We start from the raw sequence: 14792 nt of genomic DNA on the forward strand, positions 1-14792 counted from the left end.
GCCATGCGCCTCCTCTTCCTCGGCGACGTCGTGGGACGTCCCGGGCGCCACGCCGTCGCGGACCGGCTGCCGGCCCTGCGCGAGCGCTGGCGCCTCGACTGCGTGGTGGTGAACGGCGAGAACGCCGCCGGGGGCTTCGGCCTCACCGAGGCGATCTGCGACGAGCTCCTCAACGCCGGCGCCGACGCGGTGACCCTCGGCAACCACGCCTTCGACCAGCGCGAGGCCCTGGTGTTCATCGAGCGCCAGCCGCGGCTCGTGCGCCCGGCCAACTACCCGCCGGGCACGCCCGGCCGCGGCGCCACCGTGGTCGAGACCCGCGGCGGGGCCCGGGTGCTCGTCGTCAACGTGATGGGCCGCGTCTTCCTCGACGCCCTCGACGATCCCTTCGCGGCGGCGGAGCGCGAGCTGTCGGCCTGCCCCCTGCGCGACGCCGCCGACGCCGTGGTGGTCGACGTGCACGCCGAGGCCACGAGCGAGAAGGAGGCCTTCGGCTGGTTCCTCGACGGCCGGGCGAGCCTCGTCGTCGGGACCCATACCCACGTCCCCACCGCCGACCACCGCATCCTGCCCGGCGGCACCGCCTACCAGTCCGACGTCGGCATGTGCGGCGACTACGATTCGGTCCTCGGCATGCAGAAGGACGAGCCGGTGCGGCGCTTCCTGCAGAAGACCCCCGGCAGCCGCCTCGAACCCGCCACCGGCGAGGGCACGCTCTGCGGCCTCGCCGTCGAGACCGACGACGCCACCGGGCTCGCCCGCCGGGTCAGCCCCGTGCGCCTCGGGCCGCATCTCGAGGAGACCTGGCCGGGGCACTGGGACTGACGACCGGTCGGCGCGGGCGAGAGCCCGGCCCCGGCCCGCGCCGCCCGGCCGGCGCCGCGCTCGGGGGAGCGGATCGCCGGCACCGCCGCGACGGGAACGGCGCAGCGGCTCGTTTCGTCGGCGACGACCCGGACGGGGCTCCCTTGCGCGCCGGCGGGGCCGCCGCAGCCGCGCTCCCTGGCCTCGAGCGCCACCTCGGCGAGCGCCGCATCCTCCACGCGGTGCCGGGCGTCCTGCGCGCAATCGCGCGCGGCCGCCTCCGTGGCGCCGGCGCGCCCGCGCGGCGCCCCGGCCATCCGCACTGCTCCGGCTTGATCGGGGCCACGCCACCCGGCAGAGTGCGACGGGCCTCGGCCGGGCGTTCCGACCGGGGAGAGACCTGTGGAACCTTGCGCGCGGCCGCGTCCGCGCCGCCCCGGATAGAGCGAGAACGTCGACGCGATGGCGGCGAGTGCTGCGTCCCCTCCCCTGACATCGCCGCGGATCTACCTCATCCGCATGGTGGTGTTCCTGACCCTGGCCGGCTTCCTGGCCTTCGTGCTCTACCGCCAGATCGTGCCGGCCTTCATGGCCAACCCGGGCCTCAACGGCCTGATCCTGGGCGTCGCGCTCATCGCCGTCATCCTGTCGTTCGGGCAGGTGCAGCGCCTCTTCCGCGAGGTCCGGTACGTCAACCGGGTCGCCGAGGGCGGCGGGCAGCAGGCGGGCACGCCGCGCATCCTCGCGGCCCTGGCGCCCGCCCTGCGCGACCGCGGCGGCGGCCGGCCCCACGGGCAGGCCGCCTTCCAGCCGCTCCTCGACACGGTGGCGTCGCGCCTCGACGAGGGCCGGGAGATCCTGCGCTACATCGGCGGGCTCCTGATCCTGCTCGGCCTGCTCGGCACCTTCTGGGGCCTGATCGACACGCTGTCGGCGGTCGGCAACGTGATCCGCTCGATGCGGGCCGGGGGCGGCGACGCCGCCGTGATGTTCGACGAGCTGAAAAGCGGGCTCGCGGTGCCGCTGTCGGGCATCGGCCTGTCGTTCTCGGCCTCGCTGTTCGGCCTCGCCGGCTCCCTGGTGATCGGCTTCCTCGACCTGCAGGCCGGCCAGGCCCACACGCGCTTCTACAACGAGCTCGAGGACTGGCTCGTCACCGGGGCGGGGCCGGCGCCGGCCGCGGCGCCCGTCCCGGTGCCGGCGACCGTGGCGGTGATGCCGGCCCGGTCGCCCGAGGCCCCGAACCGCGAGCTCGCCGAGGCCATGGCCCGGCTCGGCACGCTGGTGGGGGACAGCACCAGCCACAGCCGCTCCAGCACGCAGGCCATGGCGAACCTCGCCGAGGGCATCCAGGGGCTGGTGCAGCACATGCGTGCCGAGCAGCAGATGATCCGCGACTGGGTCGAGGCCCAGGCCAGCCGCGAGCGCGAGCTGAAGCAGGTGCTCGACCGCATCGCCCGGGAGCGGGTGGAGTGAGCGCCTCGCGCGGGCGGGCTCGCTGATGGCCGGCCGCCTCGTCCGGCGCGACCGCGCCCTCAACATCTGGCCCGGCTACGTCGACGCGCTGACGACGCTGCTGCTGTCGGTGGTCTTCCTCCTGACCATCTTCGTCACCGGCCAGTTCTTCCTGTCTCAGGAACTGTCGGGCCGCGACACGGTGCTCGACCGGCTCAACCGCCAGATCGTCGAGCTGACCGACCTCCTCGCCCTCGAGCGCTCCGGCAAGCGGGCGGCCGAGGAGGGCGCGGCCTCCCTGCGCGCCAACCTCCAGAACGCCGAGGGCGAGCGGCGGCGGCTGCAGGACCTCCTCGCCACCGACCAGGGCGCGCAGGGGCGCGCGGCCGAGATCGGGCGCCAGCTCGAGGCGGAGAGGAACTCCGCCGCCCGGGCCATGAGCCAGATCGACCTGCTCAACCAGCAGATCTCGGCCATGCGCCAGCAGCTCGCGGCCCTGGAGGACGCGCTCGCGGCCTCCGAGACCCGCGACCGGGAGAGCCAGGCCCGCATCGCCGATCTCGGCAGCCGCCTCAACGTCGCGCTGGCCCAGCGGGTGCAGGAGCTGGCGCGCTACCGCTCGGACTTCTTCGGCCGCCTGCGCCAGGTCCTCGGCAGCCGCAGCGACATCCGCATCGTCGGCGACCGTTTCGTGCTGCAATCCGAGGTGCTGTTCGCGGCCGGCCAGGCCACCCTGAAGCCGGAGGCCGGCCCGGAGATCGACCGCATCGCCTCCGCGATCCTGGAGCTCAACCGGCAGATCCCGGCGGACATCCCCTGGGTGCTGCGGGTCGACGGCCACACCGACGCGCGGCCGATCAGCTCGTCGCAGTTCCCGTCGAACTGGGCCCTCTCGGCGGCGCGCGCCATCGCGGTGGTGCAGTACCTGGCGGGCCGGGGCATCCCGCCCCAGCGCCTGCTCGCCGGGGCCTTCGGGGAGTTCCAGCCCCTCGACGCGGCGACCACCGACGAGGCCTACGCCCGCAACCGCCGCATCGAGATGAAGCTGACCGAGCGCTAGAGCAGCATCCGATCACGCTGCAATCGGCCGCTGCTCCAGGTTCTTGGTTCTGCCGCATTCTCCGCGGCGAACCGGTGTCCCCTTCGCCGGAAAATGCTCTCGGGCCGCGCCCGTTCGGGGTGCAGCCGCGACGGCTCCGGGTCCCTGCCTCGTCGCCGGGTTCCTGTTCTCGTCGCCGGGTTCCTGTACTCGTCGCCGGGTTCCTGTTCTCGTCGCGAAGTCCGCGGCGCGGGACCTCGGCCCCGCGGGGGCGGGCGCTACGCCGTCGCCACCTGGCGCGGGTCGGCCGCGGGCTCGCCGGCCCCGAACTGGAGCGCGGCGAGCTGGGCGTAGAGCCCGTTGCGGGCGAGCAGGCCCTCGTGGGTGCCCTCCTCCACCACGCGGCCCTCGTCGAGCACCAGGATGCGGTCGGCGGCCCGGATGGTGGCGAGGCGGTGGGCGATGACGAGGGTGGTGCGGCCCTTCATGAGCAGGTCGAGGGCCGCCTGCACGGCCCGCTCGCTCTCGGCGTCGAGGGCGGACGTCGCCTCGTCGAGGAGCAGGATCGGCGCGTCCTTCAGGATCGCCCGCGCGATGGCGATGCGCTGGCGCTGGCCGCCCGAGAGCGTCACGCCGCGCTCGCCCACCAGCGTCCCGTAGCCCTGCGGCAGGGCCCGCACGAAGGCGTCCGCGTAGGCGCGCTCGGCGGCCCGCACCACCTCGGCCTCGTCGGCGTCGGGGCGGCCGTACCGGATGTTGTCGAGGATCGTGCCGCTGAACACCGTCGGGTCCTGCGGGACGAGCGACAGGCGCCGGCGCAGGGCTTCGGGCTCGACCGCGTCCACAGGGACGCCGTCGACCCGCACCTGGCCCGAATCGGGGTCGTAGAAGCGCAGCAGAAGCTGGAGCACGGTGCTCTTGCCGGCGCCCGAGGGCCCCACCAGGGCGACCCGCTCGCCGGGCGCCACCGCGAAGCTGAGGTCGTGCAGGGCGACGCGCTCGGGCCGGGCCGGGTAGGAGAACCGCACCCGCTCGAACGCCACCTCGCCCCGGGGCGGGGACGGCAGGGCGCGGGGACGGTCGGGCGCGCCGATCGCCGGCACGGTGTGCAGGATCTCGCCCAGGCGCTCGGCCGCGCCGGCCGCGAGGGTGAGCTCGCCGTAGACCTCCGAGAGCTGGCCGAGGGCGCTCGCGCCGAAGACCGCGTAGAGCACGAACTGCGAGAGCTGGCCGGCCGTCATGTGGCCGCTCGCCACGCCCTGCGCGCCGTACCAGAGCACGCCGACGACGCTCGCCGAGATCAGGAAGATCGCCACGCCCGTGAGGAGCGCCCGCGCCCGCGCCGAGGACCGGGACGCCAGGTAGGCGTCCTCGGACGCGCCCGCGAAGCGCGCCGCCGTGGCCTCCGACATCCCGAAGGCCTGCATGGTGCGCACGGCTCCGACCGCCTCGGTGGCGTACGCGGAGGCGTCGGCCAGGCGGTCCTGCGCGGCCCGCGAGCGGCGGCGCACGCCCCGGCCCGAGAGGATCAGCGGGAACACGATGAGCGGGATCGCGGCGAGCACCAGCACGGAGAGGCGCGGGCTCGACCAGACCATCATGCCGACGGCGCCGGCGAACAGGAAGAGGTTCCGCAGGAGGATCGAGAGCGAGACGCCGAAGACCGACTTCACCTGCGCGGCATCCGCCGTCAGGCGCGAGACCAGCTCGCCGCTGCGCGAGCGGTCGAAGAAGGCCGGATCGAGGGTGGTGAGGCGGGCAAACACCGCCGTGCGCAGGTCCGCCACCACCCGCTCGCCGAGCGTCACCACGCAGTAGTAGCGGGCCGCGCTCGCCACGGCGAGCACCGCCACCACGCCGATCAGGGCGCCGAAATACGCGTCGATCATCCCGACCTCGCCCTGCGAGAAGCCGAGGTCGACCACGCGGCGGACCGCGACCGGCACCACGAGCGTTGCGGCCGAGGCGGCGATCAGGGCCACGACGGCGGCGGCGATCCGGGCGCGGTAGCGGGCCGCGAACGGGATCAGGGGTTTCAGCGCGCCCAAGGAGGCCTTGGAGCGGGACGCGTCGGGAGAGGCCATGTCGGATTCGTCTGGTCCGGGTGCGGGCGCTTGTTCGGCGCCCGGAGGTGAGGTATAGGCCGCGGCTCATCCGATTACGCGCGATCAATGGCCGCGGCCCACGGCGGAGCGCTCGGGGCGGGCCGCACTCTCAGGAATTCGTCATGGCAAAGCAAGCAGCGGCCAAGAAGGGCACCGAGCATCCCGATTACCACTTCATCAAGGTGGTGATGACCGACGGCACCGAGTTCACGACCCGGTCGACCTACGGCAAGGAGGGCGACACGCTCAACCTCGACATCGACCCGAGCACGCACCCGGCCTGGACCGGCGGCGAGCAGCGGCTGATGGATCGCGGCGGCCGCCTGTCGCGCTTCAACTCGCGCTTCGGCAACATCTCGTTCGGCAAGAAGTAGGCGGGTCCGTCCCGCGGGGCCCGGGCGCCCCGGGACCCCGTGCCGACACCCCCGGGCCCCGGCCGCGCGCCGGGGCTTCGCTCGCGGGGCCCCGCGGGTGCGGCGGCGTCGCCCGCGCGCGGGCGCGGGCACGGCCGCTGCCGTCAAGGCGCCGGAGGAGTGCTGACCGCAGCCGCGGGCGATTGACGGCCCGAGGACCGGGACGTACCACGGCTGCGGTTGTCCATGACCTCCGGTCGACGGTCCCCGGGAGACACTCATGTACAAGGCCGAGACCCGCGGCATCAGCGTGATCGTGAAGCCCCGCTTCGTGGAGGAGGAATCCTCCCCCGGCAACGACCGCTACTTCTTCGCCTACACGGTCGAGATCACGAACAACGGGCGGGAGCGGGTCCAGCTGCGCTCGCGCCACTGGCGCATCATCGACGGCCGCGGCGGGATGCAGGAGGTGCGGGGCGCCGGCGTGGTCGGCAAGCAGCCCGTGCTCGGCCCCGGCGAGTCCTTCAGCTACACCAGCGGCTGCCCCCTCACGACGCCGGACGGCACCATGGAGGGCACCTACACCATGTCGACCGCCGACGGCGACAGCTTCGAGGCGGCGATCCCGGCCTTCCACCTCGATTCGCCCCACGTCCGCCGGGTGGTCCACTAGAGCCCGGCGCGCGCGCGGGCGGCGCGGCGCGCCGTCCGGTGGCGGCGGGCTTGCGCCCCGGGCCTGCGGCGGGGAGCGTTCCTTCAGCCAGACGATGCCGAATCCCTCGATGACCCATGCCGGCCCCCGCCTGACCCCGCTCGCCCTCCTGGAGCGCCTGGTCGCCTTCGACACCGAGAGCCAGAAGTCGAACCTCGCCCTGATCGCGTGGGTGGCCGGCTACCTCGATGCCTGGGGCGTCCCCTACGTCCGCGCGCCGAACCGGGCGGGCGACAAGGAGGCCCTGTTCTGCACCGTCGGGCCGATGCGGGACGGGGGCGTCGTGCTCTCGGGCCACACCGACGTCGTGCCGGTGGCCGGCCAGTCCTGGTCGAGCGACCCGTTCGCCCTGCGGGTCGCGGACGGTCGCGCCTACGGGCGCGGCGCCGTGGACATGAAGGGGTTCTGCGCCCTCGCGCTCGCGCTCGTGCCCGACATGGTCGCGGCGGACCTGCGCACGCCGATCCACATCCTCCTGTCCTACGACGAGGAGACGACCTGCCTGGGCGTCGCCGACGTCATCGCGCGGCTCGGGGCCGACCTGCCGCGCCCGGGCGCGGTGATCGTCGGGGAGCCGACGGACCTCGACGTCGCCGACGCGCACAAGAGCATCTACACCTACCGCACCACGGTGCACGGCCACGAGGCGCACTCGGCGAAGCCCGCCCTCGGCGCCAACGCCGTGATGGCGGCGGCCGAGCTCGTGGCGGAGCTCAACCGCATCGCCGACCGGATGGCGGCGCGGGGCGACGCGAGCGGCCGGTTCGACCCGCCCTACACCACCGTCCACGTCGGCACGATCGGCGGCGGCACCGCCCGCAACATCCTGCCGAAGGCCTGCGAGTTCCTGTGGGAGTTCCGCGGCCTGCCCGACCTCGCCCGCGACGAGATCCCGGCCCTGTTCGCCGCCCACGCGGAGGTGGTGACGCGCGAGCGCCTCAACCGCTTCGGGCCCTACGGCCGCATCGAGACCGAGGAGGACGCCGCGGTGCCCGGGCTCGCGCCGGAGCCGGGCTCGCCCGCCGAGCGCCTCGCCCTGCGCCTGGCCGGCCGCAACCACACCATCACGGTGCCGTACGCCACGGAGGCCGGGCGCTTCCAGCTCGCCGGATTGCCGACCGTCGTCTGCGGGCCGGGCTCGATCGACCAGGCCCACCAGCCCGACGAGTACATCACCCTCGCCGCCCTGGAGGCCGGCGAGGCCTTCCTGCGCGGGCTGATCCGGGACTGCGCCGCGGGCTGGAGCCCCTGAGAGACACGGCTCAGGAGGCCCGCGTCGCCGGGACGGCGGCCGGGACGGCGGCCGGGAGGCGGGCCGCGCCCCGGTCAGCCGCCCCCCTGGCGCCCCCCTCCCAGGCGGCCACGACCCGGTTGCGTCCGTCCGCCTTCGCCCGGTAGAGGGCCGAATCCGCCGCCGCGATCAGGTCCGCGAGGCCGGCCGTGCCGCCATCCCGGGCCGCGAGCGCGATCCCGACGCTCACCGTCACGGTGGCTCCGGGCCCGAGGCCCGGGTTGGCCCAGCCCAGGGCCTCGACGCCGGCGCGGAGCCCCTCGGCCAGGCGTTGCAGCGTGCCGGGGGTCGGATCGACCAGGAGGCAGATGAACTCCTCGCCGCCGTAGCGCGCCGCGAGCCCGCCCTTCGGGATGCAGGCCCGGATCGCCCCGGCCACGGCCTCGAGGCAGCGGTCGCCCGCCGGGTGGCCGGCGGTGTCGTTCAGGCGCTTGAAGAAGTCGATGTCGGCGATGACGATGCCGAGGCGGCGCGAGGGGAGGCCCGCATCCGCCCGCAGGAGCCGGTTCGCCGCCTCGTCGAAGCCGCGGCGGTTCGCGAGCCCGGTGAGCGTGTCCGTGCTGGCCTGGACGGCGAGGCGGGCGTTGGCGGCCGCGAGCGCCCGGCTCTGGATGCTGCTCTTGAGCCTGAGCAGGAAGGCGTGCTGGATCACGGCGTTGAGCCCCGCCCTCGCCGGCACCAGGGCGCCGACCACCGCGGCGCAGTAGAGGCTGAACATCAGCGTGCGGATGCAGGGCGCCGGCCCCAAGGCGCCGTGGAGCGTGAACGACCCGATGGCGACGGCGGCGCCCAGGATCGTCCAGGCCACGCCGACGGGGATCACCACGACGCCCGTCGAGATGCCGAACAGCCCGGCGAGGAGGTAGTCGTTGCCCGGGAAGCCCGCCCGGCGGCTGATCACCCCCGCCACGACCATCATGGCGGCCACCGCGAGCGGGAGCGTCGCGCCCTCGATCCAGGCCCGGCGCGGCCGCAGCCAGACGCCGATCAGGATGCCGTAGACCAAGGGGATGAACCCCGCCCGCATCGCGAGCGAGAGGCCGAGCACGGGCGGGTGCAGGATGGCGTCGATGCCGATCGTCAGGAGGTTGATGGCGACGACCGCGAGGAACCACGCTCGGGCTATGCGGCTGCGCTGGCGCCGGGTCGCCAGGAAGTAGAATTTCTGGAGCCGGTCGGTGAGCCGGATGGTGTGCATCCGGCTGCGCATCGCCTGCTCGATCTCGGCGAGCAGGCGCTTCGATTCCTCCTCGTCCAGCGCGTCCAACGCGTCCGCCACGCGGGCGGCCTCGCCGTCGTTCCGGGCCTTGGTACGGTCGATCCGGCTCACTGGGATGGCCCATGGGCGGCGTCGGGTCTGGACACCGAGCCCGCCGTCGAGGCCATCAAACGTAGAGGCGCGTAAAAATCCCGTGAAACCCGGCACATTCCCAAAGGGAAGATCAGATTTCGGCGCGCGGGCTCACGGCTCGCGGACGAGCGCGAGGCCGAGGCCGGCACCGATCAGGAGACCGCCGGTGAGCCGGCCGCGCCAGCGCGCGCGCCCTGTGAGCGCGATGCGGAACCGGCCGGACACGATCGCCCAGGCACCGTCGAGCACGACCGCGAGCCCGAGGAACGTCGCCGACAGGAGCAGGAGCTGTCCGAACGCGTCCGCGTCCCGACTGACGAATTGCGGCAGGAACGCACCGAAGAACAGCACCGTCTTCGGGTTGCCGAGCGAGACGAGGAAGCCCCTGAGGACCATCGCGCCCGCGGCCCTGGGCTCGGGCCGGGTCCGGCCGAGGTCGGCGGGCGGGGCTCGCCAGGCCCGCAGGCCGAGCCAGGCCAGGTAGGCGACGCCGGCCCAGCGCAGGGCTTCGAACCAGCCCGTGAGGGTGCCGAGCAGGGCCGCCGTGCCGAGCACCGTCAGGGCGAGCTGCACCACCATCGCGGCGCTCGTCCCCGCCACCGTGGCGAGGCCGTAGGCGGTGCCGTGCGCCACGCTGTTGGCGACGATCAGGGCGACGTTCGGTCCGGGGATCAGGATCAGCACGACCGTCGCGGCCACGAAGGCGAGGTAGAGGTCGAGGTGCATGGCGGCGCGGCGGGTCGGCTCGGGTGACGCGCCAGCCTGGCACGGATGCGCCGGCCTGTCTGCCGGCGCATCCGCGAGCCCCCCGGCCGGCCGCGCCGAGAGGCCGGACCCGACTGCTTCGCCGGGCACGCGGACGAGCTGCCACGCGGATCGCGTGTCGAGGCGGGGGACCGGCTGCCGGCGGTCGTCCCCGACGACGATTCGGGAGCCGCGGCCGTTTCAACCGGGGCGGGCGCGCCTCGTGGGCATCACGGCTTCGGCGTGTCCTTCTTCGTCTTGTCGTCCTGCTGGGACAGGTAGACGTACTCGGGGGCGGCGCGGAGCTGGTCCTTGTCGGTGTCGATCACGGCCTTGAGCGTCTTGTCGTCGGGACGGCTGATCTTGATCGCGCTGGTTGCGATCGAGACGTACTTGGTGCCGATGCCGAGGAAGCCGCCGACCCCGACGACGTACGACTTCACCGTCATGTCGGGCCCGAACACGATGTCGGCGACCGTTCCGATGGTGTCGTTGGCCCCGTTCTGGATGCTGAGCCCGACGAGCTTCGAGGCGACGACGTCGCTCGGCTCCTGGGCCACGAAGGTCGGGCGCAGGCTGTCCGACAACGTGGCCGGGGCCGCCGGCGCCGGCTGGACGCCGGTGCTCTGGGCCGTGGCGGCGCTGGCGCCGGCGAGCAGCAGGATCGCGACGGCGAGGAACGGGCGGCGGTGCATCAACGACTCCGGGAACGGACGGGAGCCCGGCGGGCCCGGGCGCAGATGTATCCGGCGAGGCACCCTAAAGTTCCCTCACGCCTCCGGCCCGGCGGCGATCTCGGCCTCCACCTCGGCCGGGTCGAGGTCGTAATGGCGCGAGCAGAACTCGCAGGTGATGCCGATGCGGCCGTCGTCGCCCACGATGTCGCGGCGCTCCTCGTCGGAGAAGCGGCGGATCATCCCCATCACCCGCTCGCGCGAGCAGCGGCAGGCCTCGCGCACGCCCTGCGCCTCGAACACCCGCACCCCCCGCTCGTGGAACAGCCGGTAGAGCAGGCGCTCGCTCGACACCGTGGGATCGACGAGTTCGTGGTCCTCGACCGTCGCGACGAGGGACTTCGCCTCGACCCAGGCGTCGTCCTCGGCGGGCTGGCTCCCGGCGAGGAGCGCGTGGCCCTCCGGCAGGTCGCCGGGCGGCAGGTCGGCGAGGCGGGCGCGCTCGGGCGAGTGCGGCAGGAACTGCATCAGGAGGCCGCCGGCCCGCCAGTGCTCGGCCCCCTCCCCCACCTGCTCGGCCACCGCGAGGCGCACCCGGGTCGGGATCTGCTCCGACTGGCGGAAGTACTGGTGCGCCGCCTCCTCGAAGCCCTGGCCCTCCAGCGCGACGACGCCCTGGTAGCGGCTCTGGGACGAGCCCTGGTCGATCGTCATCGCGAGGTGGCCGCGCCCGAGCAGGGCGGCGGCATCCGCCTTGGCGCCGGCGCCGACCCGGCCGGCGTCGAAGCGCGCCGTAGCCCGCAGGCGGTCGGGCGCCTCGAAATCCACCACCACCATGTCGACGGGGCCGTCGGTCTTGGTCTGGAGCTGGAACCGGCCCTCGAACTTGAGCGAGGCGCCGAGCAGCACCGTCAGCGCCGCCGCCTCCCCGAGGAGCCGGGCCACGGGCTCGGGGTAGCCGTGGCGGCGCAGGATCGTGTCGATCGAGGGGCCCAGCCGGACGACCCGGCCGCGCACGTCGAGGGGCTCCACCGCGAAGGGCAGGACGACGTCGTCCCGGCCCTCGCCCGGGGGGGTCGCCATCTGGGAGTGGGTTGTGTCCGAACGCATGGCCTCACCGCCGCCGGGCGCGCCGCGGCCCGGCTCTCGTGCAACTGACAATCAAGGTCTCCCGACGGGGCGGCTCGCCCGGCCTCGCGGCCCTCGCGCGTCGGGTGCCCGGGGAGGGAGCCGCCGCGTCGGGAGACCGGCGTGACGCGGCATATGGGGGCGCGGGCCCGCGTTTCGAAGGCCGGGCGGCCCCGCGCGGCGCCTCCCGGCGGGCAGGCGGCCCGAGCGGCGGGGCGGGGCCGGGGACGCCCGGGGGCTTGAGGGCCCGGGCGCGCGCCTACGCCTGCACGGCGCCGAGGCACCAGGCCAGGATGCCCTTCTGGGCGTGCAGGCGGTTCTCGGCCTCGTCGAAGACCACGGATTGCGGCCCGTCGATGACCTCGGCGGTGACCTCCTCGCCCCGGTGCGCCGGCAGGCAGTGCATGAACACCGCGTCCTTGGCGGCCGCCGCCATCAGGCGCCCGTTGACCTGGTAGGGCATCAGGAGGTTGTGGCGGTGGGCCTCGTCCTCGTCGCCCATGGAGACCCAGCAATCCGTCACGACGGCGTCGGCGCCCGCCACCGCCGCGAAGGGGTCGCTCGTCACCGTGACCTCGGCCCCCTCGGCGCGGGCCCGGGCCACCAGCTCCGGCGGCACCGGGAGCTCGGGCGGGCAGGCGACGTTGAGGCGGAAGTCGAACCGGGCCGCCGCGTGGGCCCAGGAGGCCAGCACGTTGTTGGCGTCGCCCGACCACGCCACGGTGCGTCCCTTGATCGGCCCGCGATGCTCCTCGAAGGTCAGCACGTCGGCCATGATCTGGCAGGGATGCGAGGCCTTGGTCAGGCCGTTGATCACCGGGATCTCGGCGTGCTCGGCGAGTTCCAGCATCATGCCGTGGTCGAGGATGCGGATCATGATGGCGTCGACGTAGCGCGACAGCACCCGGGCGGTGTCCGCCACGGTCTCGCCGCGGCCGAGCTGCATCTCGCGCCCGGTCAGCATCAGGGTCTCGCCGCCGAGCTCGCGCATCGCCACGTCGAAGGAGACGCGGGTGCGGGTCGAGGGCCGGTCGAAGACCATCGCCAGGAACTTGCCGGCGAGCGGGCGCTCCGCCGGCGGCTCGCCCTTGCGGCGGCGGCGCTTCAGGTCGGCGCAGGCGTCGAGCACCGTGCGCAGCTGCGCCGGCGAGAAGTCGGCCAGGTCGAGGAAGTGCCGGGTCGGCGTGATCACGGGCGCGTTCATCACTCGGCGGCCCCCCGGACCTCCAGGGCGGAGCAGGCGGCCTCCAGCCGGTCGAGGGCGGCCGCGACCTCGGCCTCGCCGATGATCAGCGGCGGCAGGAGCCGCACGACGTTGTCGCCGGCCGGGATCACGATCAGGTGCTCGGTCCGGGCGGCGGCGGCGAAGTCCGTGTTGGGGACCGACAGGCGCAGGCCCATCATCAGCCCCTCCCCGCGCACCTCCGTGATGACGTCGGGGTGGCGGTCCTTGAGGGCGGCCAGGCGCTGCTTGAGGAGCAGGCCCGTCTGCCGGACATGCTCGAGGAAGCCCGGCGCCAGCACCACGTCGAGGACCGCGTTGCCCACCGCCATGGCGAGCGGGTTGCCCCCGAAGGTGGTGCCGTGGGTGCCGAGCGTCATGCCGCGGGCGGCCTCCGCGGTCGCCAGGCAGGCGCCGAGCGGGAATCCGCCGCCGATGCCCTTGGCGGCCGACAGGATGTCGGGCGTGACGCCCGACCACTCGTGGGCGAAGAGCTTGCCGGTCCGGCCGATGCCGGTCTGGACCTCGTCCATGATCAGGAGGAGGCCGTGCTCGTCGCACAGGCCGCGCAGGGCGCGCAGCCACTCGGGCGTCACCACCCGCACGCCGCCCTCGCCCTGGATCGGCTCGATCATCAGGGCCGCGGTCTCGGGCGTGATGGCGGTCCTCAGGGCCTCCAGGTCACCGTACGGCACCTGGTCGAAGCCCTCGACCTTCGGGCCGAAGCCCTCGATGTACTTCTGCTGGCCGCCCGCCGCGATGGTGGCGAGGGTGCGGCCGTGGAAGGCGCCCTCGAAGGTGACGATGCGGAAGCGCTCCGGGTGGCCGCCGGCGGCGTGGTACTTGCGCGCCATCTTGATGGCGGCCTCGTTGGCCTCGGCGCCCGAGTTGGCGAAGAACGCCACGTCCGCGAAGGTCGCCGCCACCAGGCGCTCGCCGAAGCGCTCGCCGTCCGGGACCTCGAACAGGTTCGAGACGTGCCAGACCTTCTGCGCCTGCTCGGTCAGGGCCGCGACGAGGTGCGGGTGGGCGTGGCCGAGGGCGTTGACCGCGATGCCGGCGCCGAAGTCGAGGTATCGCGAGCCGTCTCGGGCGACGAGCCAGGCGCCCTCACCGCGCTCGAAGGACACCTTGGCCCGGGCATAGGTCGGCAGCAGCGAGGAGGTCACGATCCCGTCTCCGTCGCGGTCGAGTGGAGTCGACCGAAAAACAAAGCGCCGCCTCGAAGGGCGGCACGCGCGCGGATACTATGGAACGAGGCCGGCCTGTCAACGCCGCGGCCGGGACCGAGGTCTCGGCCCGGCGCCGGGACCCGGCCCGCGCCTTCGGCCTTGCGGCGGGCGGTCCTCCGGGGCAGACACCGTCGCGCATCCGATCAACGCCGCCCGCCGCGAAGCGATCCCTCCCCGGCCGGCCGATCTCAGGAGACGACGAGCATGAGCGCGACCCTGGACCGCCTGAAGGAGCTCGGCTACGTCCTGCCGCCCGCCGCGGCGCCCGTGGCCAACTACGTGCCGTTCCGGCGCGCCGGCAACCTCGTCGTGGTCTCGGGGCAGATCTGCTTCGGGCCGGACGGCACCCTCGCGGAGGCCCACAAGGGCAAGGTCGGCGCCGCGGTCTCGCCCGAGGCCGCCACCGAGGCGGCGCGCCACTGCGCCCTCAACGTGCTGGCCCAGCTCCAGGCCGCGGTCGGCAACCTCGACGACGCGGTGGTGTCCTGCATCCGGCTCGGCGGCTTCATCAACGCCGCGCCCGGCTTCTCGGCGGTGGCGGGCGTGATGAACGGCGCCTCGGACCTGATGGTGGCGGTGCTGGGCGAGCGCGGCCGCCACGCCCGCTCGACCGTCGGCGTCGCCGAGCTGCCCCTCGACGCCGTCGTCGAGGTCGAGGGCATGTTCGAGGTCCGATGACGCC

General features: G+C 74.2%; 14 protein-coding genes. 7 read left to right on the forward strand and 7 right to left on the reverse strand.

Translation table 11 applies throughout. The annotated features are described in order from the left end of the window. Positions 1-3 precede the first annotated feature (3 nt). The 3 genes from DT057_RS11485 to DT057_RS11495 all read left to right on the forward strand — a co-directional run bounded on the left by DT057_RS11485 (position 4) and on the right by DT057_RS11495 (position 3319). The gene (locus tag DT057_RS11485) at positions 4-825 is read left to right on the forward strand and encodes a TIGR00282 family metallophosphoesterase (protein ID WP_128562238.1); all 822 of its coding nucleotides are present in this window, start codon (positions 4-6) and stop codon (positions 823-825) included. A 441-nt stretch (positions 826-1266) separates the two neighbouring features. After that, complete coding sequence (locus DT057_RS11490; RefSeq protein ID WP_128562239.1) at positions 1267-2280, forward strand: MotA/TolQ/ExbB proton channel family protein; 1014 nt, start codon at positions 1267-1269, stop codon at positions 2278-2280. A 25-nt stretch (positions 2281-2305) separates the two neighbouring features. Continuing rightward, positions 2306-3319 carry a peptidoglycan -binding protein gene (locus DT057_RS11495; RefSeq protein ID WP_128562240.1) on the forward strand — a complete coding sequence of 338 codons (1014 nt, stop codon included), beginning with the start codon at positions 2306-2308 and terminating at the stop codon, positions 3317-3319. A gap of 257 nt (positions 3320-3576) precedes the next feature. Here DT057_RS11495 and DT057_RS11500 read toward each other — a convergent pair whose 3' ends face one another. Next, entirely contained in the window at positions 3577-5382 is a 1806-nt protein-coding gene (locus DT057_RS11500) for an ABC transporter transmembrane domain-containing protein (RefSeq protein ID WP_128562241.1), read from the reverse strand. Positions 5383-5525: 143 nt separating this feature from the next. On the opposite strand from DT057_RS11500, the gene rpmE reads away from it, so the two are divergent. The 3 genes from rpmE to argE all read left to right on the forward strand — a co-directional run bounded on the left by rpmE (position 5526) and on the right by argE (position 7720). Beyond that, complete coding sequence (rpmE, locus tag DT057_RS11505) at positions 5526-5777, forward strand: 50S ribosomal protein L31 (RefSeq protein ID WP_128562242.1); 252 nt, start codon at positions 5526-5528, stop codon at positions 5775-5777. Positions 5778-6036: 259 nt separating this feature from the next. Further along, on the forward strand, positions 6037-6429 hold the full coding sequence (gene apaG, locus DT057_RS11510) for a Co2+/Mg2+ efflux protein ApaG (RefSeq protein ID WP_128562243.1): 393 nt from the start codon (positions 6037-6039) through the stop codon (positions 6427-6429). Positions 6430-6538: 109 nt separating this feature from the next. Next, positions 6539-7720 (forward strand): acetylornithine deacetylase, encoded by a 1182-nt coding sequence (gene argE / locus DT057_RS11515; RefSeq protein WP_128562244.1) that lies wholly within the window; start codon positions 6539-6541, stop codon positions 7718-7720. A 10-nt stretch (positions 7721-7730) separates the two neighbouring features. On the opposite strand, the gene DT057_RS11520 is transcribed toward argE, so the two are convergent. The 6 genes from DT057_RS11520 to DT057_RS11545 all read right to left on the reverse strand — a co-directional run bounded on the left by DT057_RS11520 (position 7731) and on the right by DT057_RS11545 (position 14047). Beyond that, positions 7731-9038: a GGDEF domain-containing protein gene (locus DT057_RS11520; RefSeq protein ID WP_128562245.1), complete on the reverse strand. Its 1308-nt coding sequence runs from the start codon at positions 9036-9038 to the stop codon at positions 7731-7733. 183 nt (positions 9039-9221) lie between these two features. Then, positions 9222-9836, reverse strand: coding sequence for a LysE family translocator (locus tag DT057_RS11525; RefSeq protein ID WP_128562246.1), 615 nt, complete (start codon positions 9834-9836; stop codon positions 9222-9224). A gap of 248 nt (positions 9837-10084) precedes the next feature. Continuing rightward, positions 10085-10549, reverse strand: coding sequence for a PRC-barrel domain-containing protein (locus tag DT057_RS11530; RefSeq protein ID WP_128562247.1), 465 nt, complete (start codon positions 10547-10549; stop codon positions 10085-10087). A gap of 75 nt (positions 10550-10624) precedes the next feature. Further along, complete coding sequence (locus DT057_RS11535; RefSeq protein ID WP_238313072.1) at positions 10625-11638, reverse strand: Hsp33 family molecular chaperone; 1014 nt, start codon at positions 11636-11638, stop codon at positions 10625-10627. Positions 11639-11915: 277 nt separating this feature from the next. Further along, complete coding sequence (argF, locus tag DT057_RS11540; RefSeq protein ID WP_128562248.1) at positions 11916-12860, reverse strand: ornithine carbamoyltransferase; 945 nt, start codon at positions 12858-12860, stop codon at positions 11916-11918. Continuing rightward, complete coding sequence (locus DT057_RS11545; RefSeq protein ID WP_128562249.1) at positions 12860-14047, reverse strand: aspartate aminotransferase family protein; 1188 nt, start codon at positions 14045-14047, stop codon at positions 12860-12862. Before DT057_RS11545 ends, argF begins: the two co-directional genes overlap by 1 nt. Positions 14048-14314: 267 nt before the next feature. Between DT057_RS11545 and DT057_RS11550 the strand changes: the two genes are divergently transcribed. After that, the gene (locus tag DT057_RS11550; protein WP_128562250.1) at positions 14315-14788 is read left to right on the forward strand and encodes a RidA family protein; all 474 of its coding nucleotides are present in this window, start codon (positions 14315-14317) and stop codon (positions 14786-14788) included. The last annotated feature ends 4 nt before the right edge of the window (positions 14789-14792 follow it).

Source organism: Methylobacterium crusticola (assembly GCF_003574465.1).
Classification (GTDB): domain Bacteria; phylum Pseudomonadota; class Alphaproteobacteria; order Rhizobiales; family Beijerinckiaceae; genus Methylobacterium; species Methylobacterium crusticola.

Excerpts from the sequence above, each read along its gene's own strand:
- DT057_RS11485 (WP_128562238.1), top strand. The coding sequence starts at position 4 with ATGCGCCTCCTCTTCCTCGGCGACGTCGTGGGACGTCCCGGGCGCCAC.
- DT057_RS11490 (WP_128562239.1), top strand. The coding sequence starts at position 1,267 with ATGGCGGCGAGTGCTGCGTCCCCTCCCCTGACATCGCCGCGGATCTAC.
- DT057_RS11495 (WP_128562240.1), top strand. The coding sequence starts at position 2,306 with ATGGCCGGCCGCCTCGTCCGGCGCGACCGCGCCCTCAACATCTGGCCC.
- DT057_RS11500 (WP_128562241.1), bottom strand. The coding sequence starts at position 5,382 with ATGGCCTCTCCCGACGCGTCCCGCTCCAAGGCCTCCTTGGGCGCGCTG.
- rpmE (WP_128562242.1), top strand. The coding sequence starts at position 5,526 with ATGGCAAAGCAAGCAGCGGCCAAGAAGGGCACCGAGCATCCCGATTAC.
- apaG (WP_128562243.1), top strand. The coding sequence starts at position 6,037 with ATGTACAAGGCCGAGACCCGCGGCATCAGCGTGATCGTGAAGCCCCGC.
- argE (WP_128562244.1), top strand. The coding sequence starts at position 6,539 with ATGACCCATGCCGGCCCCCGCCTGACCCCGCTCGCCCTCCTGGAGCGC.
- DT057_RS11525 (WP_128562246.1), bottom strand. The coding sequence starts at position 9,836 with ATGCACCTCGACCTCTACCTCGCCTTCGTGGCCGCGACGGTCGTGCTG.
- DT057_RS11530 (WP_128562247.1), bottom strand. The coding sequence starts at position 10,549 with ATGCACCGCCGCCCGTTCCTCGCCGTCGCGATCCTGCTGCTCGCCGGC.
- DT057_RS11535 (WP_238313072.1), bottom strand. The coding sequence starts at position 11,638 with ATGCGTTCGGACACAACCCACTCCCAGATGGCGACCCCCCCGGGCGAG.
- argF (WP_128562248.1), bottom strand. The coding sequence starts at position 12,860 with ATGAACGCGCCCGTGATCACGCCGACCCGGCACTTCCTCGACCTGGCC.
- DT057_RS11550 (WP_128562250.1), top strand. The coding sequence starts at position 14,315 with ATGAGCGCGACCCTGGACCGCCTGAAGGAGCTCGGCTACGTCCTGCCG.